Here is a 19,843-nt window from a genome sequence, read left to right as displayed (position 1 = left end):
ACACCAAACGAAGTTATTCTAACAAACCGCCGTATACCGAACGGTACGTACGGTGGTGTGAGGAGACAGCAGGGAAACTAATTCCCTGCTTCTTACTCGATTTATCTGATTCTGAATTTTTTTTGTTCTGATCGTTTTGAAGATGCAAAGTCCTGTTACGAATACTTTATATTTTCATATATTTTATATCCAAAATGTTACATTATTTGGTCGAATTGTGTTATTTTTATTCAACATGAATTGACCGTCTATCCGTTCACTGTAAATAGGTCTGCTTAATTTGTGATGACTTTAAACAGAAAAAGGGCGAACGTAAATAATGTTTGCCCTTTTTTGCGTTACAAATTGTTGCAGAAAGTATATTATTACATTGCAGTTCAATAATAGACCTTAAATAATACCATTTATAAGTTGATTGATACAATAATTTATCCTATTCGGGTTTTTACCTTTGGTAAACGAATTTCATTATGGAAAACACCATTAACAATCAATTCTCAGATTTAAAATTAAGTAATCAAAAACCTGCGGTTTCTCAATGGAGTGGTTTTATTCATTCAAAATGCCCAAGGTGTAGAATGGGATCGGTTTTTACCGGAGCAGTTTACGGACTTAAAATTCAAAAAATGAATGAAGTTTGTAAGGTGTGTGCATTAAAATTTGAACGTGAACCTGGTTATTTTTATGTATCAATGTTTGTGAGTTATGCCATGAATGTTGCAGAAATAATTTCGATTAGCGTTGCAGCCTATATTTTAGGTCTTGATATTGTTTATGAAAACCTGTGGTATTTCGTTTTGGTAATATTTACTGGGGTTGCTTTGCTTTCACCTTTTAATTACAGATATTCCAGAATGGTATTGTTGTATTGGCTTTCTCCGGGATTGCACTATGATCCAAGTCGTATTAATGAGCATACCGTAAAAAAATAATTTCTAATTGAAGCGCTTTCTTAAATGCATTACCTTCGCAATTGTTAAATTTGCGAATGAGAGACGTTATACCAATTCTGGATTCCTGTACATTAACTGATGGCAATCATGGTGATATTTTAGTAGATCACCTAAAGCATTATTTAGCGGTACACCAGAATCTGATCTTTCCACACCGCCACACTTTCTATCATTTCGTTATTTTTACCGCAGGCTCCGGCACTCATTCTATCGATTTTAATAAATATAAAGTTACGCCCTGGCAAATTTATTTTATGTCGCCAGGACAGGTGCATACCTGGAATTTTGATAATAAGGTAGATGGTTACATTTTCAATTTTGAAAAGGATTTTTTCCAGTCTTTTTTGTTGAAACCAGATTATTTGGAAGGTTTTTCTTTTTTTGCAGGGGCGGACCAAGGAAATGTGAAAGATTTACCGCCAGGAATTAGAAATGATGTAGAGGTACTATGTAATCAATTATATACCCAGGTAAACATAAATTCAAATAAGAATACTGATTTTCAAAGGGTGTTGCTACTTTCTCTTCTGCATTTGGTAGAACAGCAAACGGCTGTTACACAATTGCAGCAATTTCAAACCCATAACATGGTGGTATTGCGTAATTTTCAGAAACTGGTTGAAGAAAACTACTTGCTGAAAAGGATGCCAAAAGATTATGCCGAAATGCTGTTTATCACTCCAAACCATTTGAATGCAATTTGTAAAGAATTAATAGGAGCACAGGCAGGAGAGGTTATCAGGGAACGTATTCTACTTGAAGCTAAACGTTTGCTGGTGAGTGGTGAAGTGAATATTTCTCAAATCGCTAATGAACTTAACTTTAACGACAATTCTTATTTTACTAAATTCTTTAAAAAATACTCAGGTTTAACTCCAGAGCAATTTAAAAGGGATTACACCAAATAGGTTATTATTAGAAGGATGTTTTGAATAAAAAGCTATCCTCATCAAAATTATGCCAATATCAATAAGCTACCAGATCTATCTGAGCGCAATTTAACCGCCTTTTGTTAGCAGATTTATAGGCTCATTTTAAAGAAACCGCATTTATAAACATAAATAAGAAATTATTCAACCTCATTTTCAGTTGATTGATAAATTGCCCTTGTGGTTATGAGATAGGTTTTTATTTTTGCACACATGGTGGTTACGGTATTGGCTATCCTGGAAACTGATTTTGTTCCGGATAAGGCGCTTTCGAAGTTGATGAATGAACGGTTACAGCGGGCAGCAGAAGAATTGCGTGATAAACATCTTGAATTCCTATCCGATGTTGGAGAGCGTAATGCAGACCTTATTATCTATATCAGTTATAATCCTAAGTATAAAATACGTTTTCGCGTTGTAAATGATGTGCCTGCAAAAATTGAAGAGCAAGTAATCGAAATCTGTGGCAACCTGGGTTATCTGCATTGGCGAACAGGAGTACTAAACGTAGTCAGGAATCTTGGTGTTGCTTCCAACGATGATGAAGCAGGTTCGTAAAAATAAATTGTAAATCAAGACCAAAACCCCTTAATGCGGATATTGGCATGCCCTAAGCTTTTTAATAATTTGCGCAATTTCGTAACGAAATGGTGGTTACCAACAAGGTAAAACCAGGTGTGTGTTGTGCAATATCCTTGTTTTAACAGCCAATCTGTAATTTCTGTAACTGTGGTTAAGGTATTTAAGGATACAGAAAAATATTCAGATAGCAATTTCCCGCAATTTAGGTTTGGAAGCAGTACAGCACCCTCAAAACGGGCTTTTGGCATGGTGAGTTGTTGCAAAGCAAGCAGATGACCAAGGCTGCTGGAATCGCCCAATCCCACCACAAAATCTGTTGGATGTGGTGCCTGGCGCGTACTTTCCATTTTTAAATAGTGAATGGTATCACCGTTATGAAGTGCTTTTGCCCAACGACTCCCCGGACCGTCATGATCAGTATCAATCAATAGCGAGCAGGTTGCTGTTTCTACATCCCAGCCAAAAGGTGTATAGTCACGAAAAGTAAAATCATCCACACAAAGTTTGATGTATGGAATCTGGTTCCAATTTTGCATTTCTGCATAGGGAAGGTGGAGATCAATTTCAATCATATCAGAAGATTCCCAATACCGCACATCCAATACGCGTCCTGGTTTAAGCAATTGGCTTTCAATTATTCTTCCTGCCTTTTTTCTGATTTGTGTTAATATAGAGGTTTCCATTTCGTATGTTTTTACACTACAAAGAAACCTGGTTTTTAAGATGGATAAAATTGCCGAATCGTTGTAATGATAGGATTATTTCCGGTATTGCTGTCTAAACGCTATTGCTGGGGTTCCCGTTACCTTTCTAAATAAACGGCAAAAGTACGAGTGATCGTTATAACCTAAACTATGGGCAATTTCTTTAACTGTGAGTTCGCTGTAGTATAACAATCTTTTAGCTTCCATGATCACTTCCTGCTGTATCCAATAACTTGCATGAAAACCAGTATGCTTTTTAAGGGCTTCACTCAGATAAGATTCAGAAATATTTAAAAGCGAGGCATACGCTGCCGGACTTTTATTAGAATGCATTTCAGCACTCAGCAATTGTTTAAACTGCGAACTGATCTGCGCCGGACGTGACAAATTAAGGTTTAACCCAGTATGTTGACTGTAACAGCCTGCCGCCATCCCGATAAAGGATTGAAATAAAGAATGTACAATGGTGGTGTAAAACGGACTGTTGGTATCATCACTTTGCTTTTCGGTAAGAAGAAGCAATAGCTCGTGACATTGCCTCAGTTCGTTGGTATTGAGTGGGTAGGGCTGCTGAAGTGATAACTGCCCCTCAAAAACATTCCTGCATTCTCGTGGAATGAGGGAAGTATCTACAGCCACAAACCATCCTGTTGCAGCTTCATTCCGGATTCGGTGATGCACCTGAGCAGGTAAAACATAATATAGCATATTTCCCGACAAGTGCACTTCATTAAAATCAATCATTAATGATCCAATACCTTCTTCCAGCAGAAAGAAAATATAGTGGTCATCACGGTGCGCACCAAGTGTTATTGCATCATCATTCGGCAGCTCATCTTTATTAAAATGTTTAATCTGCAAGCCATGTGCAGTTCTGTCCTGTAACGAATGTACCGGGATGTAGTTCATGCCCAAAGTTACTTGTTTTGTACGCTAATTAATTTCTAATTAACTGAATTTGATTCCCCATATCGATTAACAAATTCACATTTTTGATTCTAAAACGATATAAACTTTAAGGTGAATTCACCACATATTGGCATGGTTTATGAATAAGTAAATGAAGAGCAAATAAACTTTATGAACAAATTGATCAGTGCAGAAAAACTACTTTTTGAATGCCTTATGGAACTTTCTTGCAAAGATGGGCACGAACAGCTTGAGGTAAGTAGTGCAATTAATGAGGCTGTTTTATGCGCCATGCACCGCCATACCGAGCAATTTCTTCTTCCTTTATCAAAGCTATTGAAAAAGTTTTCGAAGTTAAAATTGATGAAATCTAACTCAACCATCAAGGAGCTTGAACGCTTTCGGAAAAAGATTAAATCTTATCTTGGAGATAAAGATCCCAAAGAACAAAAGGCAGAATAAAGCTAATTGAATTCTGATAATCTGTTAAAGTCAGTCACAAATTATTTATGCAGTTCCAGGTTCAACAAAGTACAAAAAATCGCCGCTTTTAGCGGTTGTTAACAAAATATTAAATAGCAGTATATAATTTACATATTTTAATGCAAAAAAAGCATTCAGTTTAAATAACTTTGTTTTTGAATAAAGAATCGGGAAATCGATTTAGCTTGTTTTAAACCAAATAATTTAAAATGCTTTTAATTATCCTTAACATTATTTTTTGTATCTCGTTTTTAGGTTTTGCTTATGTAAACTTAAATGATAACGATGCTTTTCTTTGGGTTTCCATCTACTTAAGTGCCGCTATATCATGTGGATTGGCTGCTGCAGGTAAATTTTATCCTTTTGTATACCTTTTTTTAATCGCCTTTTACCTTATTTATGCCATCATTCTTTTTTTTGCAAAGGATGGGGTACGCGATTGGATTACAAAATACAGGCGCGAAAGTTTAGTGCAAAGCATGCAGGCAACAAAACCCTATATTGAGCAAACACGTGAATTTTTTGGCCTACTGATTATTGCAGGAGCTTTGCTGATCAATTATTTTGTTTCAGCCGGAATGACAAGTTAAAAAAGCGTTTATGATGATGAGAGCGGATGATAAGAAATTGATCGATGAAATTTTATCGGACATTGTAAAAAGTAACGTAAACGATGAGTGCAAAAACTGGCTTGAGGTAACCCTGCAATCAACCGATAGCAATGCACAGATTAGCAAGGCTTTTGTAATGGTGCCGCGAAAGACAGGGAAAGCCAGTATTAAAATTAATGATGCACAAAAAGTTTCGTTGGATAAAGCTGGAATCGGCTACATTGATACGTGGACAATTGATAGACTCAGCAGGGTATGGCTATTAAGTACTTTAAATTCAGAAAATCAGGATCAGTTATATTCCACCATAGATAGGTTGTTTTTATCGGCCGAGATGAATGAGGCCGTGGCATTATATTCAGCATTACCGTTTTTAGCTTATCCCGAAATTTGGGTAAAGCGTTGTGCAGAAGGAATCAGAAGCAATATCGGTTCTGTATTGGAAGCTATTATGGAAAACAATCCATATCCATCAGAAAACCTTAATGAAGCCGCCTGGAACCAATTGGTGCTAAAAGCCTTTTTTACCGAAAAAAATGTTAAACTGATTGTTGGTTTGCAAGAACGTGCTAATTTAGCACTGGCTTTAACGCTTACCGATTATGCAAAAGAACGTTGGGCAGCAGGGCGAGATGTAAACCCACAACTATGGCGCCTTGTGGGCAAATTTATCAATGCAGAAATTTTTGAGGCCTTAAAAATTGGTTTACAGCGTTATAATCAATCCGAACAACGTGCCATAGCGCTTGCAGTTGATGAATCTGAGTATCAACCTGCTAAGGATTATATAAATACTTTTCCGGAACTTAAAATCGCTCTTGCTGATGGGCAGTTAAACTGGAATTCATTTTAAAGATTAAAAAATCAAAATAGATAGTATATGTGTTGCAGTAGTTCAATTGAAAGAGATAAAGCATTAATGGGAACGCCTGAGGCTTTTGATATCAGTGCAGTTAAGGGGATGAAGTTTTTCGATCCGCATGTGCATATGACTTCTAGAACAACAGATGATTACCAGGCGATGGCCGATGCAGGAGTTGTTGCGCTGATAGAACCTGCATTTTGGTTAGGCCAGCCACGTACAGGATTGGATAGCTTTAGAGATTATTATAGTAGTTTAATTGGCTGGGAACGCTTCCGTTCATCACAGTTTGGCATTAAACATTATTGTACCATTGGCCTTAATTCAAGGGAAGCGAATAATGAAAGTTTAGCCGAGCAGGTGATGGAGATATTGCCTTTATTTATTTATAAAGAAGGTGTGGTAGGTATTGGTGAAATTGGTTTCGACGACCAAACCGCTGCCGAAGAAAAATATTACCGCCTGCAACTAGAACTGGCTAAAGAAGCTGGCTTGCCTGTGCAGGTACACACCCCTCACCGCGATAAGAAAAAAGGAACACAACGGAGTATGGATATTGCTTTGGAGCATGGCCTTGATTCTTACAGCATAATTATTGACCATAATAATGAAGAAACCGTAAAAGAAGTATTAGACAGAGGTTTTTTTGCTGCTTTTACCATTTACCCTTTTACCAAAATGGGAAATGAAAGGATGGTAGAAATTGTAAAACAATACGGAGCCGAACGCATTATGGTTAATTCTGCTGCCGATTGGGGCATCAGCGATCCATTGGCTGTGCCTAAAACAGCTGCCTTGATGAAAATGCGTGGTTTGAGCGATCAGGACATCGAGTTGGTTACTTACCGAAATGCGATTACTGCATTTGCTCAGAGCGGACAGATTGACGAAGCTGATTTTAATGCACAAAAAAATGTAGACCTAACCGAGAAATTTGAAGGTAATACCATTTTACGTGGCGGACAGCAACCAAAACCAGACAAATCTTCGATTATTATTAGTTAAGCGTATTGAAAAAAATAATTGTTTATCTGCGCATGATGCGCCCAGCCAATATTGTTACTTCAGTAGCCGATATTTTGGCCGGAATTGCTATTTCTGGCATTTTAAGTAACGGTTTATCCATTCCATGGCTATCCATTGTACTTTTGGCCGTATCTACAGCCTGTTTATATGGAGGTGGAATCGTTTTTAATGATGTTTTTGATGCCGATCTTGATAAAATAGAACGGCCCGAACGTGCAATTCCAAGCGGATTAATCAGCCTAAAAAAAGCTGCTGTTTTAGGGAGCTTTTTGTTGATAACTGGTATAGTTTTGGCTACATTAAATAGTGTTACATCGGGCATGTTTGCTGTTTTAGTCGCAGTTTTTGCTTTGCTTTATAATAAATTTGGCAAACACCATTCTTTTTTTGGTCCATTAAACATGGGATTATGCAGAGGCTTTAATTTACTTTTAGGCTTAAGCATTGTTCCGACTATGCTATACAGCCATTACTATTTGGCCATTATTCCGGTAATTTACATTTTTTCTATCACCATGACCAGTCGTGGAGAAGTGCATGGCGGCAATACTAAAAATTTGTATCTGGCTGCAGTTTTGTATGCCATTGTAATTTGTGCCATTACATATTTCGCTTTTGTAAACGACAGGCTGTTGTGGTCGCTATTGTTTTTGGTTCCTTTTACCTTTATGATTTTTAAGCCTCTTTTAAAAGCAATAAAACAGCCTGTTGGTAAAAATATAGGTGCTGCGGTGAAGGCAGGCGTAATATCCCTCATTTTAATGGATGCTGCCTGGGCAGTAACTTTTGATGCCCTTATTTTAGCTTTTATAATTGCTGCATTGTTGCCACTATCCATGTGGCTATCTAAATTATTCGCCGTTACTTAACAGAACATTACATTATCCAATAAAAATGGAACATTTACAACAATCTTTTACGGTACAGTACAATTACAATGTATTTTTTACTTCAGCACTTTTCTCACCTGAAAACGAGTTGCTGAACAGTTTCTTAGTGAACCTAAATCCAGCTGTTACCATAAAAAAAATCCTTTTTGTTATAGATGAAGGCGTAGCAAACACACACCCAAACCTAAATAATCAGCTTAAAGCATATTTTTCAAAATATGCTCAAACGCAGCTTATTCAGGATATTTTAGTAATTCCAGGCGGAGAGCTGGTGAAAAACGATACAAAGTATTTCGACCAGGTTTTGGAGGCGATCAATGTTCATGGTATAGACAGGCATTCTTTTGTGGCTGCAATTGGCGGCGGGGCTGTACTCGATATGGTGGGTTATGCTGCTACAGTTGCCCACAGAGGTATAAAACACATCAGGATACCAAGTACAGTGCTTTCGCAAAACGACTCTGGTGTAGGCGTAAAAAACGGCATTAATTATTTTAATAAAAAGAATTTCCTGGGCACATTTTCATCTCCGGTTGCTGTTTTTAATGATGAATTATTTTTGAAAACATTATCCGACCGCGATTGGCGTTCGGGCATTGCAGAAGCGATTAAGGTTGCATTGATAAAAGATGTCGAATTTTTCGAATGGCTTGAGGCCAATGCTGCTGCACTTGCGGCCCGCGATATGGCTGCAATGAATTATCAGATCTGGAAATGTGCCAAACTTCATATGGAACATATCCGTAGCGCCGATCCTTTTGAAAACGGTTCGGCAAGGCCGCTTGATTTTGGTCATTGGAGTGCCCATAAACTCGAATACTTAACCAATTTCGAAATCAGACATGGTGAAGCGGTTGCCATGGGTATTGCCTTAGACACTGTATATTCCAATTTATCAGGAAGGATCAGTGCTGAGGATGCACAAAGGGTAATTGCCTTAATTCAGGTGCTTGGTTTCGAATTAACCCATCCATTATTGCAGGTTACTGAAGGCAACAGTCCGATTTTGCAAGGATTGGAAGAATTCAGGGAGCATCTTGGTGGTGAGTTAACCATCACTTTGTTAACGGCATTGGGTAGTGGTGAAGAAGTACACGAAATAGATACCGAAATTTTGAAAAAGGCAGCCGGAATTTTAAATAATCAAGCACTATTTATCCAACAATAAATACATGAAATTAACTTCCGGACATTTAACTTTCTGTACCAATATTTATGCAGGCGAAAACTGGATGGCACATTTTGAAGTGTTAAGGGATAGTTTTCCCATATTAAAAGCACAAATATCGCCCGATTCACCCATGGGTATTGGTTTGCGCCTATCTAACCTGGCCAGCATAGAACTATTGCAGGAAGATCATTTAATCACCTTTAAGCAATGGCTTGATGTAGCGGGTGGTTACGTGTTTACCATGAATGGATTTCCGTATGGTGGTTTCCATAATACAAAGGTGAAAGATCAGGTACATGCACCCGATTGGACCACTAGAGCACGGGTAGATTATACACTTCGTTTGGCTGAAATCCTTACGCAGATACTTCCAGAAGGTATGGATGGTGGCATTTCTACCTCACCATTGAGCTATAAACCCTGGTTTAAAGATGATCAGGAAAGGCAGGCAGCAACAACTACTGCAACATCTAACATAGTAGAAGTTGCCACTGGTTTAGCAGTTTTGCATAAACAAACCGGTAAAATTATCCATTTGGATATTGAGCCAGAACCCGATGGTTTTTTAGAATCGGGAGCCGAATTTATCAACTGGTATCAAAATGAACTTTTACCCGCCAGTAAGGCTCATGATGGAGAAACGATAGTTAAAACACATATTTGTTTGTGTTATGATGTTTGTCATTTTGCCATTGGTTACGAACCGCATACCGCCATCATAAATGAGTTGAACGAAAAAGGCATAAAAATTGGGAAAATACAGATTAGTGCTGCCCTGAAAGCGAAGTTACCAGCAATTGTTTCTGAACGGACGGCAGTTTTGGATCAATTAAGGGGTTTTGATGAGCCAACTTATCTCCATCAGGTAATTGCCAAAAAGAAGGATGGTAATTTAGTGCGGTACCCCGATCTTCCCAATGCATTGCTTGAAGGAGGAGATACAACAGTAGAGGAGTGGAGAGCGCATTTTCATGTGCCGATTTTTGTTGAGGATATGGGATTGATCCAATCTACACAATCAGACATTACAGAGGTTTTAAATTTGCACAAAAGCAATCCCTTTACCAACCACCTGGAGGTAGAAACCTATACCTGGGAAGTTTTGCCTGCTGCTTTAAAAGCACCTTTAAACGATTCAATTATCAGGGAACTGGCCTGGGTGAAAAATTTATTAACATCTTAAAATCATGCACAAAACAGTTGTTATCGATATCGTAGGTTTATCTGCTTCCGTAATTGGAGCACATACACCTTTTATTCAAAAATACATTTCTGAAAATCATTTAACTCATATCGAACCTTTATTGCCAGCGGTTACAACAGCGGTTCAATCCAGTTATCTAACGGGTAAGTTTCCTGCTGAAAATGGCATTGTAGGCAACGGATGGTACGATCATGCAGATGCAGAAATTAAATTCTGGAAGCAATCCAATAAACTGGTAAATGCCGAAAAAATATGGGATCAGGCTAAAAAAGAAGATCCGGATTTTACCTGTGCCAATATGTTCTGGTGGTACAATATGTACTCTACTGCCGATTATTCGGTAACACCACGGCCAAATTACCTTGCTGATGGTCGTAAACTGCCTGATTGCTATTCACAACCTGCCGAACTCCGTGATCATTTACAAAATAAACTCGGGCAATTTCCATTGTTTCAGTTTTGGGGACCAGGTGCCAATATTAAATCTACTAAATGGATTGCTGATGCCTCAATGGAGACTGAAAAGCTTCATAATCCAACACTAACACTGATTTACCTGCCACATTTGGATTATTGCCTGCAAAAATTTGGTCCGGATTTGGAGAAGATCAGTACAGAACTCACAGAAATTGATCAGGTGGTAGAAGAGCTGGTGCGCTTTTACGAAAGCAGAGGTGCTAAAATTATGCTGCTTTCCGAGTATGGTATTTCACCAGTAAATAACCCGATCCATTTAAACAGTTTGTTGAGGGAAAATGGTTTACTACAGATCCGTGAAGAAAGAGGGTTAGAACTTCTGGATGCAGGGGCATCTAAAGCTTTTGTTGTGGCCGACCACCAGATTGCGCATGTGTACATTAACGATAAAAGTGTAACCGAAAAAGTGAAGTCGATATTAAAAGGTATTGCTGAGATTGAGTTGGTACTTGATAAGGAAGAACAGAAAAAACATCATATTAACCACGAACGTTCTGGCGATTTGGTGCTGGTAGCGAAGGAGGGGAGTTGGTTTACTTATTATTTCTGGTTGGATGATGCCAAAGCCCCTGATTATGCGAGGGTGGTAGATATTCATAAAAAACCAGGATATGATCCGGTAGAAATGTTTATGACCTCCAAACTCAGGGCAGGCTATAAACTGTTAAGAAAGAAAGCCGGATTCCGCTATGTGATGGACGTTATTCCGCTTGATGCTACCTTGGTTAAAGGATCTCACGGTCGTACAAATGTTGAAGATGCATTTAAACCTATTCTTGTGACTTCAAAAGCGGTAAATAAAAAGTTACAGGCACCCGATGTATATCAGGTAATTTGGGATAGTTTAATAAGATAATTAAATGTTTTATTATTTGCTTATGTTGGTGCTAAGCCTTAGCTACGGGCAAACTTAATTTACCACAGATAAAAAGAATGGACACAGGTGTAAGATCCGTGTTAATCTGTGACCATCCGTGGCTAAAAAATGCTTATTTGATTGGTGTTAGGCCCTAGCTACGGACAAATTTAGTTTAACCACAGATAAAAAGAATGGACACAGATATAATCCGTGTTTATCTGTGTCCATCCGTGGCTAAAAAAACACTTATTTAATCGCATTAGTGCCTCGCCAACCGAAACTTAGTTTTATTGTGGTTATATTTTAAGCTTGAGAGATTGCTTCACAGGCTGAAAAAGCCTTACAGTAATAACGACGCCTTGATGGGATTTGATCTATATGTTTGTGCTAAGCCTTAGCTACGGGCAAATTTAGTTTAACCACAGATAAAAAGAATGGACACAGATATAATCCGTGTAAATCTGTGTCCATCTGTGGTTAAAAAAATGCTTTTATTCTTTCTACCAAGATAATCCGCTTTATCATTTGAAGTTAAATAGTCATATTTGATTATGAAAACTAGTGATGAATACAATGGTTACAGGATACCAGTGCCAGCTGAATTTGACGAATTGATTTCACATTTCTACTTTGCCGAAAACAAATCAAGCAATCCCATCATCCATACCTTTTTGCCCACTTTCCAATCAATAATGGTATTTAACTTTGGTGCGGCAATTTCGCTTATTACAAAAGAAAAGGAAGAAATATCAATGGATAAATGCCTGGTTTTAGGACCCGTTAAGCAAGCTTTTACGTATGTGATGCCACCAGGAGGTGAAATGCTGGTAGTGAATTTTAAAGATGATGCTTTTTTCCGTTTTTTTGGTACAGCGTCACTAATTGAACATGTTCATCCGGATGATTTGTTAAATGATAATTGTTTCACCATGCTTTGGGAAAGCCTAAGTAAAATGGATCAGGTTAGTGATAAAGTTACGCAGTTGCTCCAATTTAGTAAACTTTACATCCAAAACCGGCATCCACTAACCGAACAAATTATTGCTTTTGGCAATAGTGCGGTTAGCCCTGTGAAACAAATCGCTGATCAGCAAAAAATATCAGAACGATCGTTACAAATGAAAGCAAAAAATCATCTGGGCTATTCATCTAAAGAGATTGGCCGTTACATGCGTTTTTTAAAAGCGGTTGAGCTTGTTCAGCAATTGACTGTAAATAACAATGACGTAAATTGGTTTGTAGTAATTGAGCGTTGTGGCTTTTACGATCAAAGTCAATTAATTCATGATTTTAAACATTACCTTGATTTAAGTCCATCCAGGTATTTAAAATTTCAACAAGGTATTTGTAATTCGAGGAGCTAATGCTGTTTTTACGTTATTCTTTCACAAATTTATAGCCGCATCCCTCAAAGCAGGGAGGATTAAGTTCCAATGCTTTTGCTGAAACTTTGTAACGATAAATAAGCGGCTTTTTATAGGTATTATTATAAACTTCCATTTGAACACTGTCTAAAATCTTAAAAGAAGATAAGTCTGGAAGAGCATCTCCCTGAAGTTTTCCTGATTTCTCAATTGTGAGGTATTTTGCATCGCCCATTACTTTTCTATATTTACCACTTCCATCACCGGGATCTTGATAAGTTTCTGTTAGTTTCCATTTGCCATAAACTTCACCAGGTCCGTCGGTACTATTTGTTTTTTTACAGGATAAATAAAGAGTGCAGGCAATTGCAAAGAGAGATAATAATATTTTTTTCATAAGGCATTAATTTAAAGCTTAAACGGTTGTGAAATGGAATACGCTACATAAGCACTAAACTTTTGTGAATATACATATTCTTTTATTCCTCCAAAGTTTGGAGAGGTTTAATGGTGGTTATAAATAAAGAATTTGTTGCAACCATAATTTTAAGCGTTTTTTCGTAACTATTGTTTCCTTTTAGCAGGTAATTACTTTCCATGGCGTTGCACCAGCCAGTAATGTGATCTATATGGTAAAACCCTGTAGAGTTTATTTCAGTAATTTGATTCCCCGTTTTCTTAAGCCAATTATTGAAATCGGTGATATTCATGAGGTTTTCACATTCACCAGAAAAGGTAATCAAATGGCCTGTTGCTGAGGTTTGAAGTAGCCACTTCTCATTAAGTTTGATAGGGAATGGGCATAAACCATGTACTGTTCTTTTACAAGTAAAGGTATCTTGTTGAAAGACGGCATCATATACCGCCCTAAAATATTCGTTAAGCAATAAATCTTCCATAATATAATTTGTTATGGCTGCCCCCGGCAACATTTTCTGATCAATCTCTTTCAGCGCAAAATCAATCCAATTTCCAGTAAAGCTATCTGCCAGGTTAGCTCGTATAGCCAACCAATTTAACCAAAGTTCATTTTGTTGTTCAATACCTATTGGCATTCCATTATGACCTAATTTAAGGGTGATCTGATGTAGCGTTGTAGAAACCTGTTGCATAAATGCATCAGCAACATTATGGGCTAAATCATTTATTGAATTAAGTCTTCGAATTATTTTTACGCGCTGATTTCCTGTCCAAAAAGAAGTTTCATCTGGTAAAATATCTATTTCATAAAGCCTTGTTGTATTTTCAACCTTTAGAGGCGTTTTTTCAGAGATTTCTACATTAAAAAATAATTTTAGCGGGCTTAAAAAAGGTTTGTAGGAGATTCTATCCATTGCTACTCGTTGTTTAATATTATTATGCTAAAAATATCAAAGAAATTCCTTCAACGTCGGAGCTTGGATTTAACTTCTTGCTCTTCATATTACTTTGAATCATCTTCCTCAATACTTTTATCCTCAATAGATTCATATTCGCCATATACAACTTTGGTTCCGCTCTTTAATACCACTTCTTTGGCAGCATTAAAACTTATATTTCCATTTGTGGCTACCCATTTAATACTTCCTGCATTTTCGGTTATGGTTTTAGCAATATATTTAATAGTTCCCATTTTAAAACAGCTTTACTTTACTACCACTTTTGTTTGTAATCTCTTTAGAACTGTGAAATTCAATGTTCTCCTTAGTACTGTTTATATTAATTTCTTCGGCATTTTTTTCAATTTGAGTGGCAGTTTTACTAACGTTGTCATTCGCAACCATCATGATGTTTTGGGCCATTAATGAATAATTTTCGCCGGCATTGCTCGCAATATTTTCTGCAGCATTGTTATAAATATGGTTTCCTGCTGATAATGAAATGTTTTGCTGGGCATTAATATCTATATTTTTAGCTTTAATACTAATGTTTTCAGGTGCAGATATCTCAATACTTGAGGCATTGGTATCAAACCTGATGATGTTCTTATTTTTATCCGTTATAGTAATGGTTTCAGCACCTGATGTATCGTTAAATTCCACCAAATGCCCACTTTTGGTCGAAATCGATTTTAAATGATTGTTTTCATAACCTCCAGCACCATTATTGCCATGAAAAATACTTCCCATTACAATTGGTCTGGCAATATTCCCTTCTTCAAAAGTTACCGCTACCTGGTCGCCCACTTCTGGAACAAAAACAAAGCCCCTGTTCGTATTTACATGTACGCTTCTGCCAGCATCTGGTGTTATAATTCTCAGCCATTCGGTAACATCATTGCTTAAACAATCCCATTTAAATTTCACTTTAATCCTGCCTTTCCCTAGTGGGTCATTATTATCTACCACATCAGCCAGATGCGTATCCGAATGAGGTTTTCGGAAATTTTTAACTGAAATACGTTCAGTTGTTGCCACTAAACCTTCAAATGTGTTGTGGTATTTACCCGCAACATTGATGTGGTGATTAATGCTTGTAATCAGAAATTTACCTAAACTTTCGTTCATGAAATCAGCATCTTGCTTAAAGCTCATTATAATTTCTGCAATACAACCAATGCCGAGTGCAGCATTATCACCTTTGGCATTTATTTTTAAAAGCTCCGAAACAGTCGCTTTTTCTAAATCATCTACATGGTTTTGTATTTCATTATGGTTATTTGCCCTAATTAATGATGATTGATTAAAGCTTTTGCTGAAAGTATTATTTGATGCCTGTATTGCATGAGCAAGATTTGGTAGATTATCACTTTCAATAGTACCTTCACTTTGCAACATTTCATCTTCGGTTGGATGGTAGGAAAAATGTTTTGATTTGATCGGGGCAACTTCCATGGCATATTGCAGCTGCTGCACATCGCGACCATAAAATAGAGAAACTTCCTTCAGTTCGTCTGGTTTGCCAAAATTAAGTTGCTTGCCATCATAAAAAAGCCATTCGTGGTACTCTCCAGATATACGGTTAAGAAATTCAAAATCACTTTCCTTATACTGGATAATATAATCTATAGGTGTTTTGCGCCGTGTATTGCAAACAATTTTAAGGTCATTAACAGGAGTATCCTTTGCAATTAAGACAGCAATTTCATTTAAATCTTTACCAAGATAGGAACCTAAATCTGCTCCGCGATCTATTAAAATGGTTGGACTATATCCACATACAATCAATTCACCATGATAACCATGGCTTTGGCTGAGCTCCACCTTGGTAATGAGGCCTGCAAATTCCTGCATTTTCTCTGCATGATAACCAAATGAAATGGTAAGTGTTTTGCCAACATAATCCCGACTATTATCAAGGGTAATTAAACCGGGCAGGCCAATTTGGTTTGGCTTAAACCGAAGTTCGAAATGGTGGTGACTGTTAAATTGTTGTTTTAAATCAAAAGAATCGAAATGGGTAATGCGTTTGCCTTCAATACTAATTTCAGTAATGAGTTTATTTTCCATGAGCGTTAGTTAGAACAAATTAAGTTAGTGTGCATCATTTGCTAGCTATCTCTAAACAAACCTTTAACCAGTTTTGAAATCCGAAGGATATAAAACCGTTTTTGAAGCAAATTAGGCACTAAATTTCCAGTAAAATGTTCATTTGTTGTTCGCAAATGGTATTTATAGACTTTTGCTAAGACTATGAAAAAATAATAACATTGACATTTTTGCTTTTGAGATTTATTGCAAATGGAGCTGATTTTCCCCGATTGGGTTTGTAGTTGTGGAAATACTTCTACATGTTTTAATTATGGAATTGTATTATGACTAAAGTATTTTGGCTGTTGCAAAAAATTAGTCAATCGTTTGCGCTGTGATTTATGTTGTTTTGCTCATTTGCTTGTTCTACTTTTAAAAAATACAAATCAACAAAACCGAACAAATGCGTTATCGTTTGCTTAAAACATCTTTACACCGGTGCTATAATATAATTGATGCATTTCCGTATGACAGAAGCAATTCAGTCAACATGTTCAGGCTTAGTGATTATTAATATATGGAATAACCTGTGCGAAGTTAATTGTCAGAAAAAATGCTTCAGCAAGGAATGGATACAAGCTTAACTTACGCAATTGAAAGATTAAAATTATTGTAATGACGGATATTGCAAATGGAAGGTAAGATGTTAAAGGGAATACTTTAAAATAAACACCACTTAAAAAGAATTTAGCAGAATAAAAAGCGCGAAAGCAGAGTTAGTAAAACGTTTGTTCAGCACATTAAGGGATCAGTTAAAAAACTAAACAATAAATATTAAACAACACAAATGGAACGTAGAGATTTTATCAAAAATGGGGCATTTACGGCTGCTGGTTTAACCATCCTGCCAACCGGAAGTTTATTTGCTTCATCAGACAGTGGGAAAGTAAGATTGGGATATATCGGAGTAGGGGCCCGTGGAATGAGCCATATTTCTGAAGGTGCACTAAGAGATGATGTAGAAATTGTTGCAATTTGCGATACACAAGAAAGCTCACTTAAAGTTTGCCGTGCATTTATTGCCAAAAAAGGCAGACCAGCTGCAACCGAATATACAGGCGGTACCGATGCCTACAAAAAATTAATCGAGCGTAAAGATATTGATGCCGTAATTATTGCTACACCATGGCAGTTTCACCGCGACCAAGCCGTTGATGCCATGAAAGCAGGTAAATATGTAGGCTGCGAAGTTATTGCGGGTTTAACCGTACAAGATCATTGGGACATTGTAAATACATCCGAAAAAACCGGTATGCCTTACATGACTTTGGAAAATGTTTGTTACCGCAGAGATGTGATGGCAGCTTTAAATATGGTTAGACAAGGTCTTTTTGGCGAATTGGTACATTTAGAAGGTGGCTATCAGCATAATTTACGAAATGTTCTTTTTAACAATGGTAAAGATTATTATGGTGGTGGGGTAGAGTACGGACCTAAAGCACTCAGTGAGGCGCAATGGCGAACCCAGTTCAACATCGATCAGGATGGCGATTTATACCCAACACATGGGGTAGGGCCACTCATGCAATACGCCAACATTAACAGAGGTAACAGCTTTACCAGTTTGGTTTCATTCAGCTCTAAAGCAAAAGGTTTGGCTGCATATGTAGAAGAAATGTCGCCAGGCCACCCAAATGCCAAAATCAATTATAAAAATGGTGATGTAACCACTACAATGATCAATTGTGCAAATGGAGAAACCGTTTTATTAAGTCACGATACCCATTTACCGCGGCCATATTCTATTGGTTTCAGGGTTCAGGGCACAAAAGGTTTATGGATGGATGTAAACAAATCTGTTTATATCGACCACAAATCGAAAAAGGATGATGTTTGGGATCCGGCTCAGGAATGGTTTGCTAAATATGACCATCCACTTTGGAAAAAATACGAATCAGAAGCTGTGGGTGCCGGGCATGGCGGTATGGACTGGTTTGTGTTTAATGGATTTATCCAGGCGGTTAAACAGAAAAAACAAACGCCAATTGATGTTTACGACTCGGTTACCATGAGTGTAATTATGCCACTTTCTACAAAATCGTTGAAAGAAGGAAATATGCCACAGAAATTCCCTGATTTTACAAAGGGAAAATGGAAAGACAGAAAAAATACTTTCGCTTTAGACGATAGCGGCTTTTAGTCTCGTTTGCGGGCAATGCTTCAGGGCTTGCCCGCACTTTTTAACAAGAAACTTTATCCAGTTACCTGGAACTATTTTTATATAAATATATCACCATCTTATGTTTCAAGCAGTATTAGGTGCTTATGGACTTAACGCAGAACAATTTAAAATTGAACCTTTCGGCTCGGGTTTAATTAACCATACCTGGAAAGTTTACAACGAACAGCAGGCCTACATTTTGCAAGAGGTTAATACGGAGGTTTTTCGTGAACCTCAGCACATTGCACATAATATAGAAACCATCAAAAAATATCTTGATCAAACCGCACCAAAATATTTATTTGTTGCACCAATCGAAGCAACAAATGGCGGTGATTTTATTGTGATTGATGATCACTTTTACAGGATTTTCCCTTTTGTTGAAAACTCTTGCTCCATTGATTTCGTGCACCATCCTGAGCAGGCTTACCACGCTGCAAAGCAGTTTGGTAAATTTACAAGGATGCTTTGTGCTTTTAATGTGAAAAAGTTAAAAGCCACCATCGAAGATTTTCATAACCTGCCGCTGCGGGTTGAGCAATTTAAAAAGGCTTTGGAGCAGGCTAGTAATGAAAGGATTAGTAAAGCAAAATTTGCCATCGAAGAAATTATCAAACATTACCACATTGAGGAACAATATGTGCACATGGTTGATAGTGGCGCATTGAACCTGCGTGTAATACACCACGATACCAAAATTAGCAATGTACTTTTACAGGTAAAAACAGGTTTGGGTTTGTGCGTAATTGATTTGGATACGGTAATGCCTGGCTATTTTATTAGCGATGTAGGTGATATGATGCGTACTTATTTATCAGAAGCGAATGAGGAGGAAAGGGATTTTAACAAAATAGCCATCAGAACAGATGTATTTGCAGCCATCCATAAAGGTTATATGGAAGAAATGGACCAGGTTTTGGGTTTTGCCGAGAAACAGTTCTTCATTTATGCTGGTAATTTTATGATTTATATGCAAGCTGTACGGTTTATTGCCGATTTTTTGAATGGTGATATTTACTACAAAACCACATATCCTGAACACAACCTGGTAAGGGGTTTAAACCAGATCGATTTATTGAATAAATACATTGCTAAAGAACCGGAATTTGAAGAAATCATTAAAAAGATTAACGAAGATAGACTTAGCGATTCTAAAACAATATTAAATTAATAAGGTAATTTAAGGTGTTCAGTTTTTTATGCTTCATC

General features: G+C 37.2%; 20 protein-coding genes. 14 read left to right on the top strand and 6 right to left on the bottom strand.

Annotated elements, in window-relative coordinates; all coding sequences use genetic code 11:
• Nucleotides 1–470 precede the first annotated feature (470 nt).
• From ASE74_RS15125 to ASE74_RS15115, 3 genes are all read left to right on the top strand, one after another.
• Nucleotides 471–932: a hypothetical protein gene (locus tag ASE74_RS15125; protein WP_055910821.1), complete on the top strand. Its 462-nt coding sequence runs from the start codon at nucleotides 471–473 to the stop codon at nucleotides 930–932.
• A 56-nt stretch (nucleotides 933–988) separates the two neighbouring features.
• On the top strand, nucleotides 989–1,861 hold the full coding sequence (locus ASE74_RS15120; RefSeq protein WP_055910819.1) for a helix-turn-helix transcriptional regulator: 873 nt from the start codon (nucleotides 989–991) through the stop codon (nucleotides 1,859–1,861).
• Between the two features lie 234 nt (nucleotides 1,862–2,095).
• Complete coding sequence (locus ASE74_RS15115; RefSeq protein WP_055910816.1) at nucleotides 2,096–2,440, top strand: hypothetical protein; 345 nt, start codon at nucleotides 2,096–2,098, stop codon at nucleotides 2,438–2,440.
• Between the two features lie 14 nt (nucleotides 2,441–2,454).
• On the opposite strand, the gene ASE74_RS15110 is transcribed toward ASE74_RS15115, so the two are convergent.
• Together ASE74_RS15110 and ASE74_RS15105 are read right to left on the bottom strand one after the other, a co-directional pair.
• On the bottom strand, nucleotides 2,455–3,147 hold the full coding sequence (locus tag ASE74_RS15110; protein ID WP_055910814.1) for a hypothetical protein: 693 nt from the start codon (nucleotides 3,145–3,147) through the stop codon (nucleotides 2,455–2,457).
• A 75-nt stretch (nucleotides 3,148–3,222) separates the two neighbouring features.
• Nucleotides 3,223–4,077, bottom strand: coding sequence for a helix-turn-helix domain-containing protein (locus ASE74_RS15105; RefSeq protein WP_055910812.1), 855 nt, complete (start codon nucleotides 4,075–4,077; stop codon nucleotides 3,223–3,225).
• A 171-nt stretch (nucleotides 4,078–4,248) separates the two neighbouring features.
• Here ASE74_RS15105 and ASE74_RS15100 point away from each other — a divergent pair, with 171 nt between their 5' ends.
• The 9 genes from ASE74_RS15100 to ASE74_RS15060 all read left to right on the top strand — a co-directional run bounded on the left by ASE74_RS15100 (nucleotide 4,249) and on the right by ASE74_RS15060 (nucleotide 13,024).
• Nucleotides 4,249–4,539: a hypothetical protein gene (locus ASE74_RS15100; protein WP_055910810.1), complete on the top strand. Its 291-nt coding sequence runs from the start codon at nucleotides 4,249–4,251 to the stop codon at nucleotides 4,537–4,539.
• A gap of 230 nt (nucleotides 4,540–4,769) precedes the next feature.
• Complete coding sequence (locus ASE74_RS15095) at nucleotides 4,770–5,150, top strand: transmembrane 220 family protein (protein ID WP_055910808.1); 381 nt, start codon at nucleotides 4,770–4,772, stop codon at nucleotides 5,148–5,150.
• Between the two features lie 10 nt (nucleotides 5,151–5,160).
• The gene (locus ASE74_RS15090; RefSeq protein ID WP_157255437.1) at nucleotides 5,161–6,024 is read left to right on the top strand and encodes an EboA domain-containing protein; all 864 of its coding nucleotides are present in this window, start codon (nucleotides 5,161–5,163) and stop codon (nucleotides 6,022–6,024) included.
• Nucleotides 6,025–6,090: 66 nt separating this feature from the next.
• Nucleotides 6,091–7,038, top strand: a complete 948-nt coding sequence (locus tag ASE74_RS15085) for a TatD family hydrolase (protein ID WP_235526108.1) — start codon at nucleotides 6,091–6,093, stop codon at nucleotides 7,036–7,038.
• A 5-nt stretch (nucleotides 7,039–7,043) separates the two neighbouring features.
• Nucleotides 7,044–7,928 (top strand): UbiA-like protein EboC, encoded by an 885-nt coding sequence (gene eboC / locus ASE74_RS15080; RefSeq protein ID WP_235526106.1) that lies wholly within the window; start codon nucleotides 7,044–7,046, stop codon nucleotides 7,926–7,928.
• Entirely contained in the window at nucleotides 7,873–9,117 is a 1,245-nt protein-coding gene (locus ASE74_RS15075) for a 3-dehydroquinate synthase (protein WP_255352045.1), read from the top strand. The genes eboC and ASE74_RS15075 overlap by 56 nt, the downstream gene beginning before the upstream one ends.
• A 4-nt stretch (nucleotides 9,118–9,121) precedes the next feature.
• A complete protein-coding gene (eboE, locus tag ASE74_RS15070; protein WP_055910803.1) occupies nucleotides 9,122–10,303 on the top strand; it encodes a metabolite traffic protein EboE in 1,182 nt (393 codons plus the stop codon).
• 4 nt (nucleotides 10,304–10,307) lie between these two features.
• Nucleotides 10,308–11,657, top strand: coding sequence for an alkaline phosphatase family protein (locus ASE74_RS15065; RefSeq protein WP_055910801.1), 1,350 nt, complete (start codon nucleotides 10,308–10,310; stop codon nucleotides 11,655–11,657).
• A 554-nt stretch (nucleotides 11,658–12,211) separates the two neighbouring features.
• On the top strand, nucleotides 12,212–13,024 hold the full coding sequence (locus tag ASE74_RS15060) for a helix-turn-helix domain-containing protein (RefSeq protein ID WP_055910799.1): 813 nt from the start codon (nucleotides 12,212–12,214) through the stop codon (nucleotides 13,022–13,024).
• Nucleotides 13,025–13,037: 13 nt separating this feature from the next.
• Here ASE74_RS15060 and ASE74_RS15055 read toward each other — a convergent pair whose 3' ends face one another.
• The 4 genes from ASE74_RS15055 to ASE74_RS15040 form a co-directional block, all read right to left on the bottom strand.
• Nucleotides 13,038–13,421 carry a hypothetical protein gene (locus ASE74_RS15055; protein WP_055910796.1) on the bottom strand — a complete coding sequence of 128 codons (384 nt, stop codon included), beginning with the start codon at nucleotides 13,419–13,421 and terminating at the stop codon, nucleotides 13,038–13,040.
• An 82-nt stretch (nucleotides 13,422–13,503) separates the two neighbouring features.
• Entirely contained in the window at nucleotides 13,504–14,358 is an 855-nt protein-coding gene (locus ASE74_RS15050) for a hypothetical protein (protein ID WP_055910795.1), read from the bottom strand.
• A gap of 89 nt (nucleotides 14,359–14,447) precedes the next feature.
• Nucleotides 14,448–14,636, bottom strand: coding sequence for a hypothetical protein (locus tag ASE74_RS15045; RefSeq protein ID WP_055910793.1), 189 nt, complete (start codon nucleotides 14,634–14,636; stop codon nucleotides 14,448–14,450).
• Nucleotide 14,637: 1 nt separating this feature from the next.
• A complete protein-coding gene (locus ASE74_RS15040) occupies nucleotides 14,638–16,452 on the bottom strand; it encodes a type VI secretion system Vgr family protein (RefSeq protein WP_055910791.1) in 1,815 nt (604 codons plus the stop codon).
• A gap of 808 nt (nucleotides 16,453–17,260) precedes the next feature.
• Here ASE74_RS15040 and ASE74_RS15035 point away from each other — a divergent pair.
• Nucleotides 17,261–18,613, top strand: a complete 1,353-nt coding sequence (locus ASE74_RS15035) for a Gfo/Idh/MocA family protein (protein WP_055910789.1) — start codon at nucleotides 17,261–17,263, stop codon at nucleotides 18,611–18,613.
• Between the two features lie 100 nt (nucleotides 18,614–18,713).
• On the top strand, nucleotides 18,714–19,805 hold the full coding sequence (locus ASE74_RS15030; protein ID WP_055910787.1) for a phosphotransferase enzyme family protein: 1,092 nt from the start codon (nucleotides 18,714–18,716) through the stop codon (nucleotides 19,803–19,805).
• Nucleotides 19,806–19,843 lie beyond the last annotated feature (38 nt).

The organism is Pedobacter sp. Leaf216, assembly GCF_001421515.1.
Classification (GTDB): domain Bacteria; phylum Bacteroidota; class Bacteroidia; order Sphingobacteriales; family Sphingobacteriaceae; genus Pedobacter.
Note: the sequence above shows the minus strand (reverse complement) of the source record. Positions and strands in the feature narration are given on the sequence as shown.

Excerpts from the sequence above, each read along its gene's own strand:
- ASE74_RS15125 (WP_055910821.1), top strand. The coding sequence starts at position 471 with ATGGAAAACACCATTAACAATCAATTCTCAGATTTAAAATTAAGTAAT.
- ASE74_RS15120 (WP_055910819.1), top strand. The coding sequence starts at position 989 with ATGAGAGACGTTATACCAATTCTGGATTCCTGTACATTAACTGATGGC.
- ASE74_RS15115 (WP_055910816.1), top strand. The coding sequence starts at position 2,096 with ATGGTGGTTACGGTATTGGCTATCCTGGAAACTGATTTTGTTCCGGAT.
- ASE74_RS15110 (WP_055910814.1), bottom strand. The coding sequence starts at position 3,147 with ATGGAAACCTCTATATTAACACAAATCAGAAAAAAGGCAGGAAGAATA.
- ASE74_RS15105 (WP_055910812.1), bottom strand. The coding sequence starts at position 4,077 with ATGAACTACATCCCGGTACATTCGTTACAGGACAGAACTGCACATGGC.
- ASE74_RS15100 (WP_055910810.1), top strand. The coding sequence starts at position 4,249 with ATGAACAAATTGATCAGTGCAGAAAAACTACTTTTTGAATGCCTTATG.
- ASE74_RS15095 (WP_055910808.1), top strand. The coding sequence starts at position 4,770 with ATGCTTTTAATTATCCTTAACATTATTTTTTGTATCTCGTTTTTAGGT.
- ASE74_RS15090 (WP_157255437.1), top strand. The coding sequence starts at position 5,161 with ATGATGATGAGAGCGGATGATAAGAAATTGATCGATGAAATTTTATCG.
- ASE74_RS15085 (WP_235526108.1), top strand. The coding sequence starts at position 6,091 with ATGGGAACGCCTGAGGCTTTTGATATCAGTGCAGTTAAGGGGATGAAG.
- eboE (WP_055910803.1), top strand. The coding sequence starts at position 9,122 with ATGAAATTAACTTCCGGACATTTAACTTTCTGTACCAATATTTATGCA.
- ASE74_RS15065 (WP_055910801.1), top strand. The coding sequence starts at position 10,308 with ATGCACAAAACAGTTGTTATCGATATCGTAGGTTTATCTGCTTCCGTA.
- ASE74_RS15060 (WP_055910799.1), top strand. The coding sequence starts at position 12,212 with ATGAAAACTAGTGATGAATACAATGGTTACAGGATACCAGTGCCAGCT.
- ASE74_RS15055 (WP_055910796.1), bottom strand. The coding sequence starts at position 13,421 with ATGAAAAAAATATTATTATCTCTCTTTGCAATTGCCTGCACTCTTTAT.
- ASE74_RS15050 (WP_055910795.1), bottom strand. The coding sequence starts at position 14,358 with ATGGATAGAATCTCCTACAAACCTTTTTTAAGCCCGCTAAAATTATTT.
- ASE74_RS15045 (WP_055910793.1), bottom strand. The coding sequence starts at position 14,636 with ATGGGAACTATTAAATATATTGCTAAAACCATAACCGAAAATGCAGGA.
- ASE74_RS15040 (WP_055910791.1), bottom strand. The coding sequence starts at position 16,452 with ATGGAAAATAAACTCATTACTGAAATTAGTATTGAAGGCAAACGCATT.
- ASE74_RS15035 (WP_055910789.1), top strand. The coding sequence starts at position 17,261 with ATGGAACGTAGAGATTTTATCAAAAATGGGGCATTTACGGCTGCTGGT.
- ASE74_RS15030 (WP_055910787.1), top strand. The coding sequence starts at position 18,714 with ATGTTTCAAGCAGTATTAGGTGCTTATGGACTTAACGCAGAACAATTT.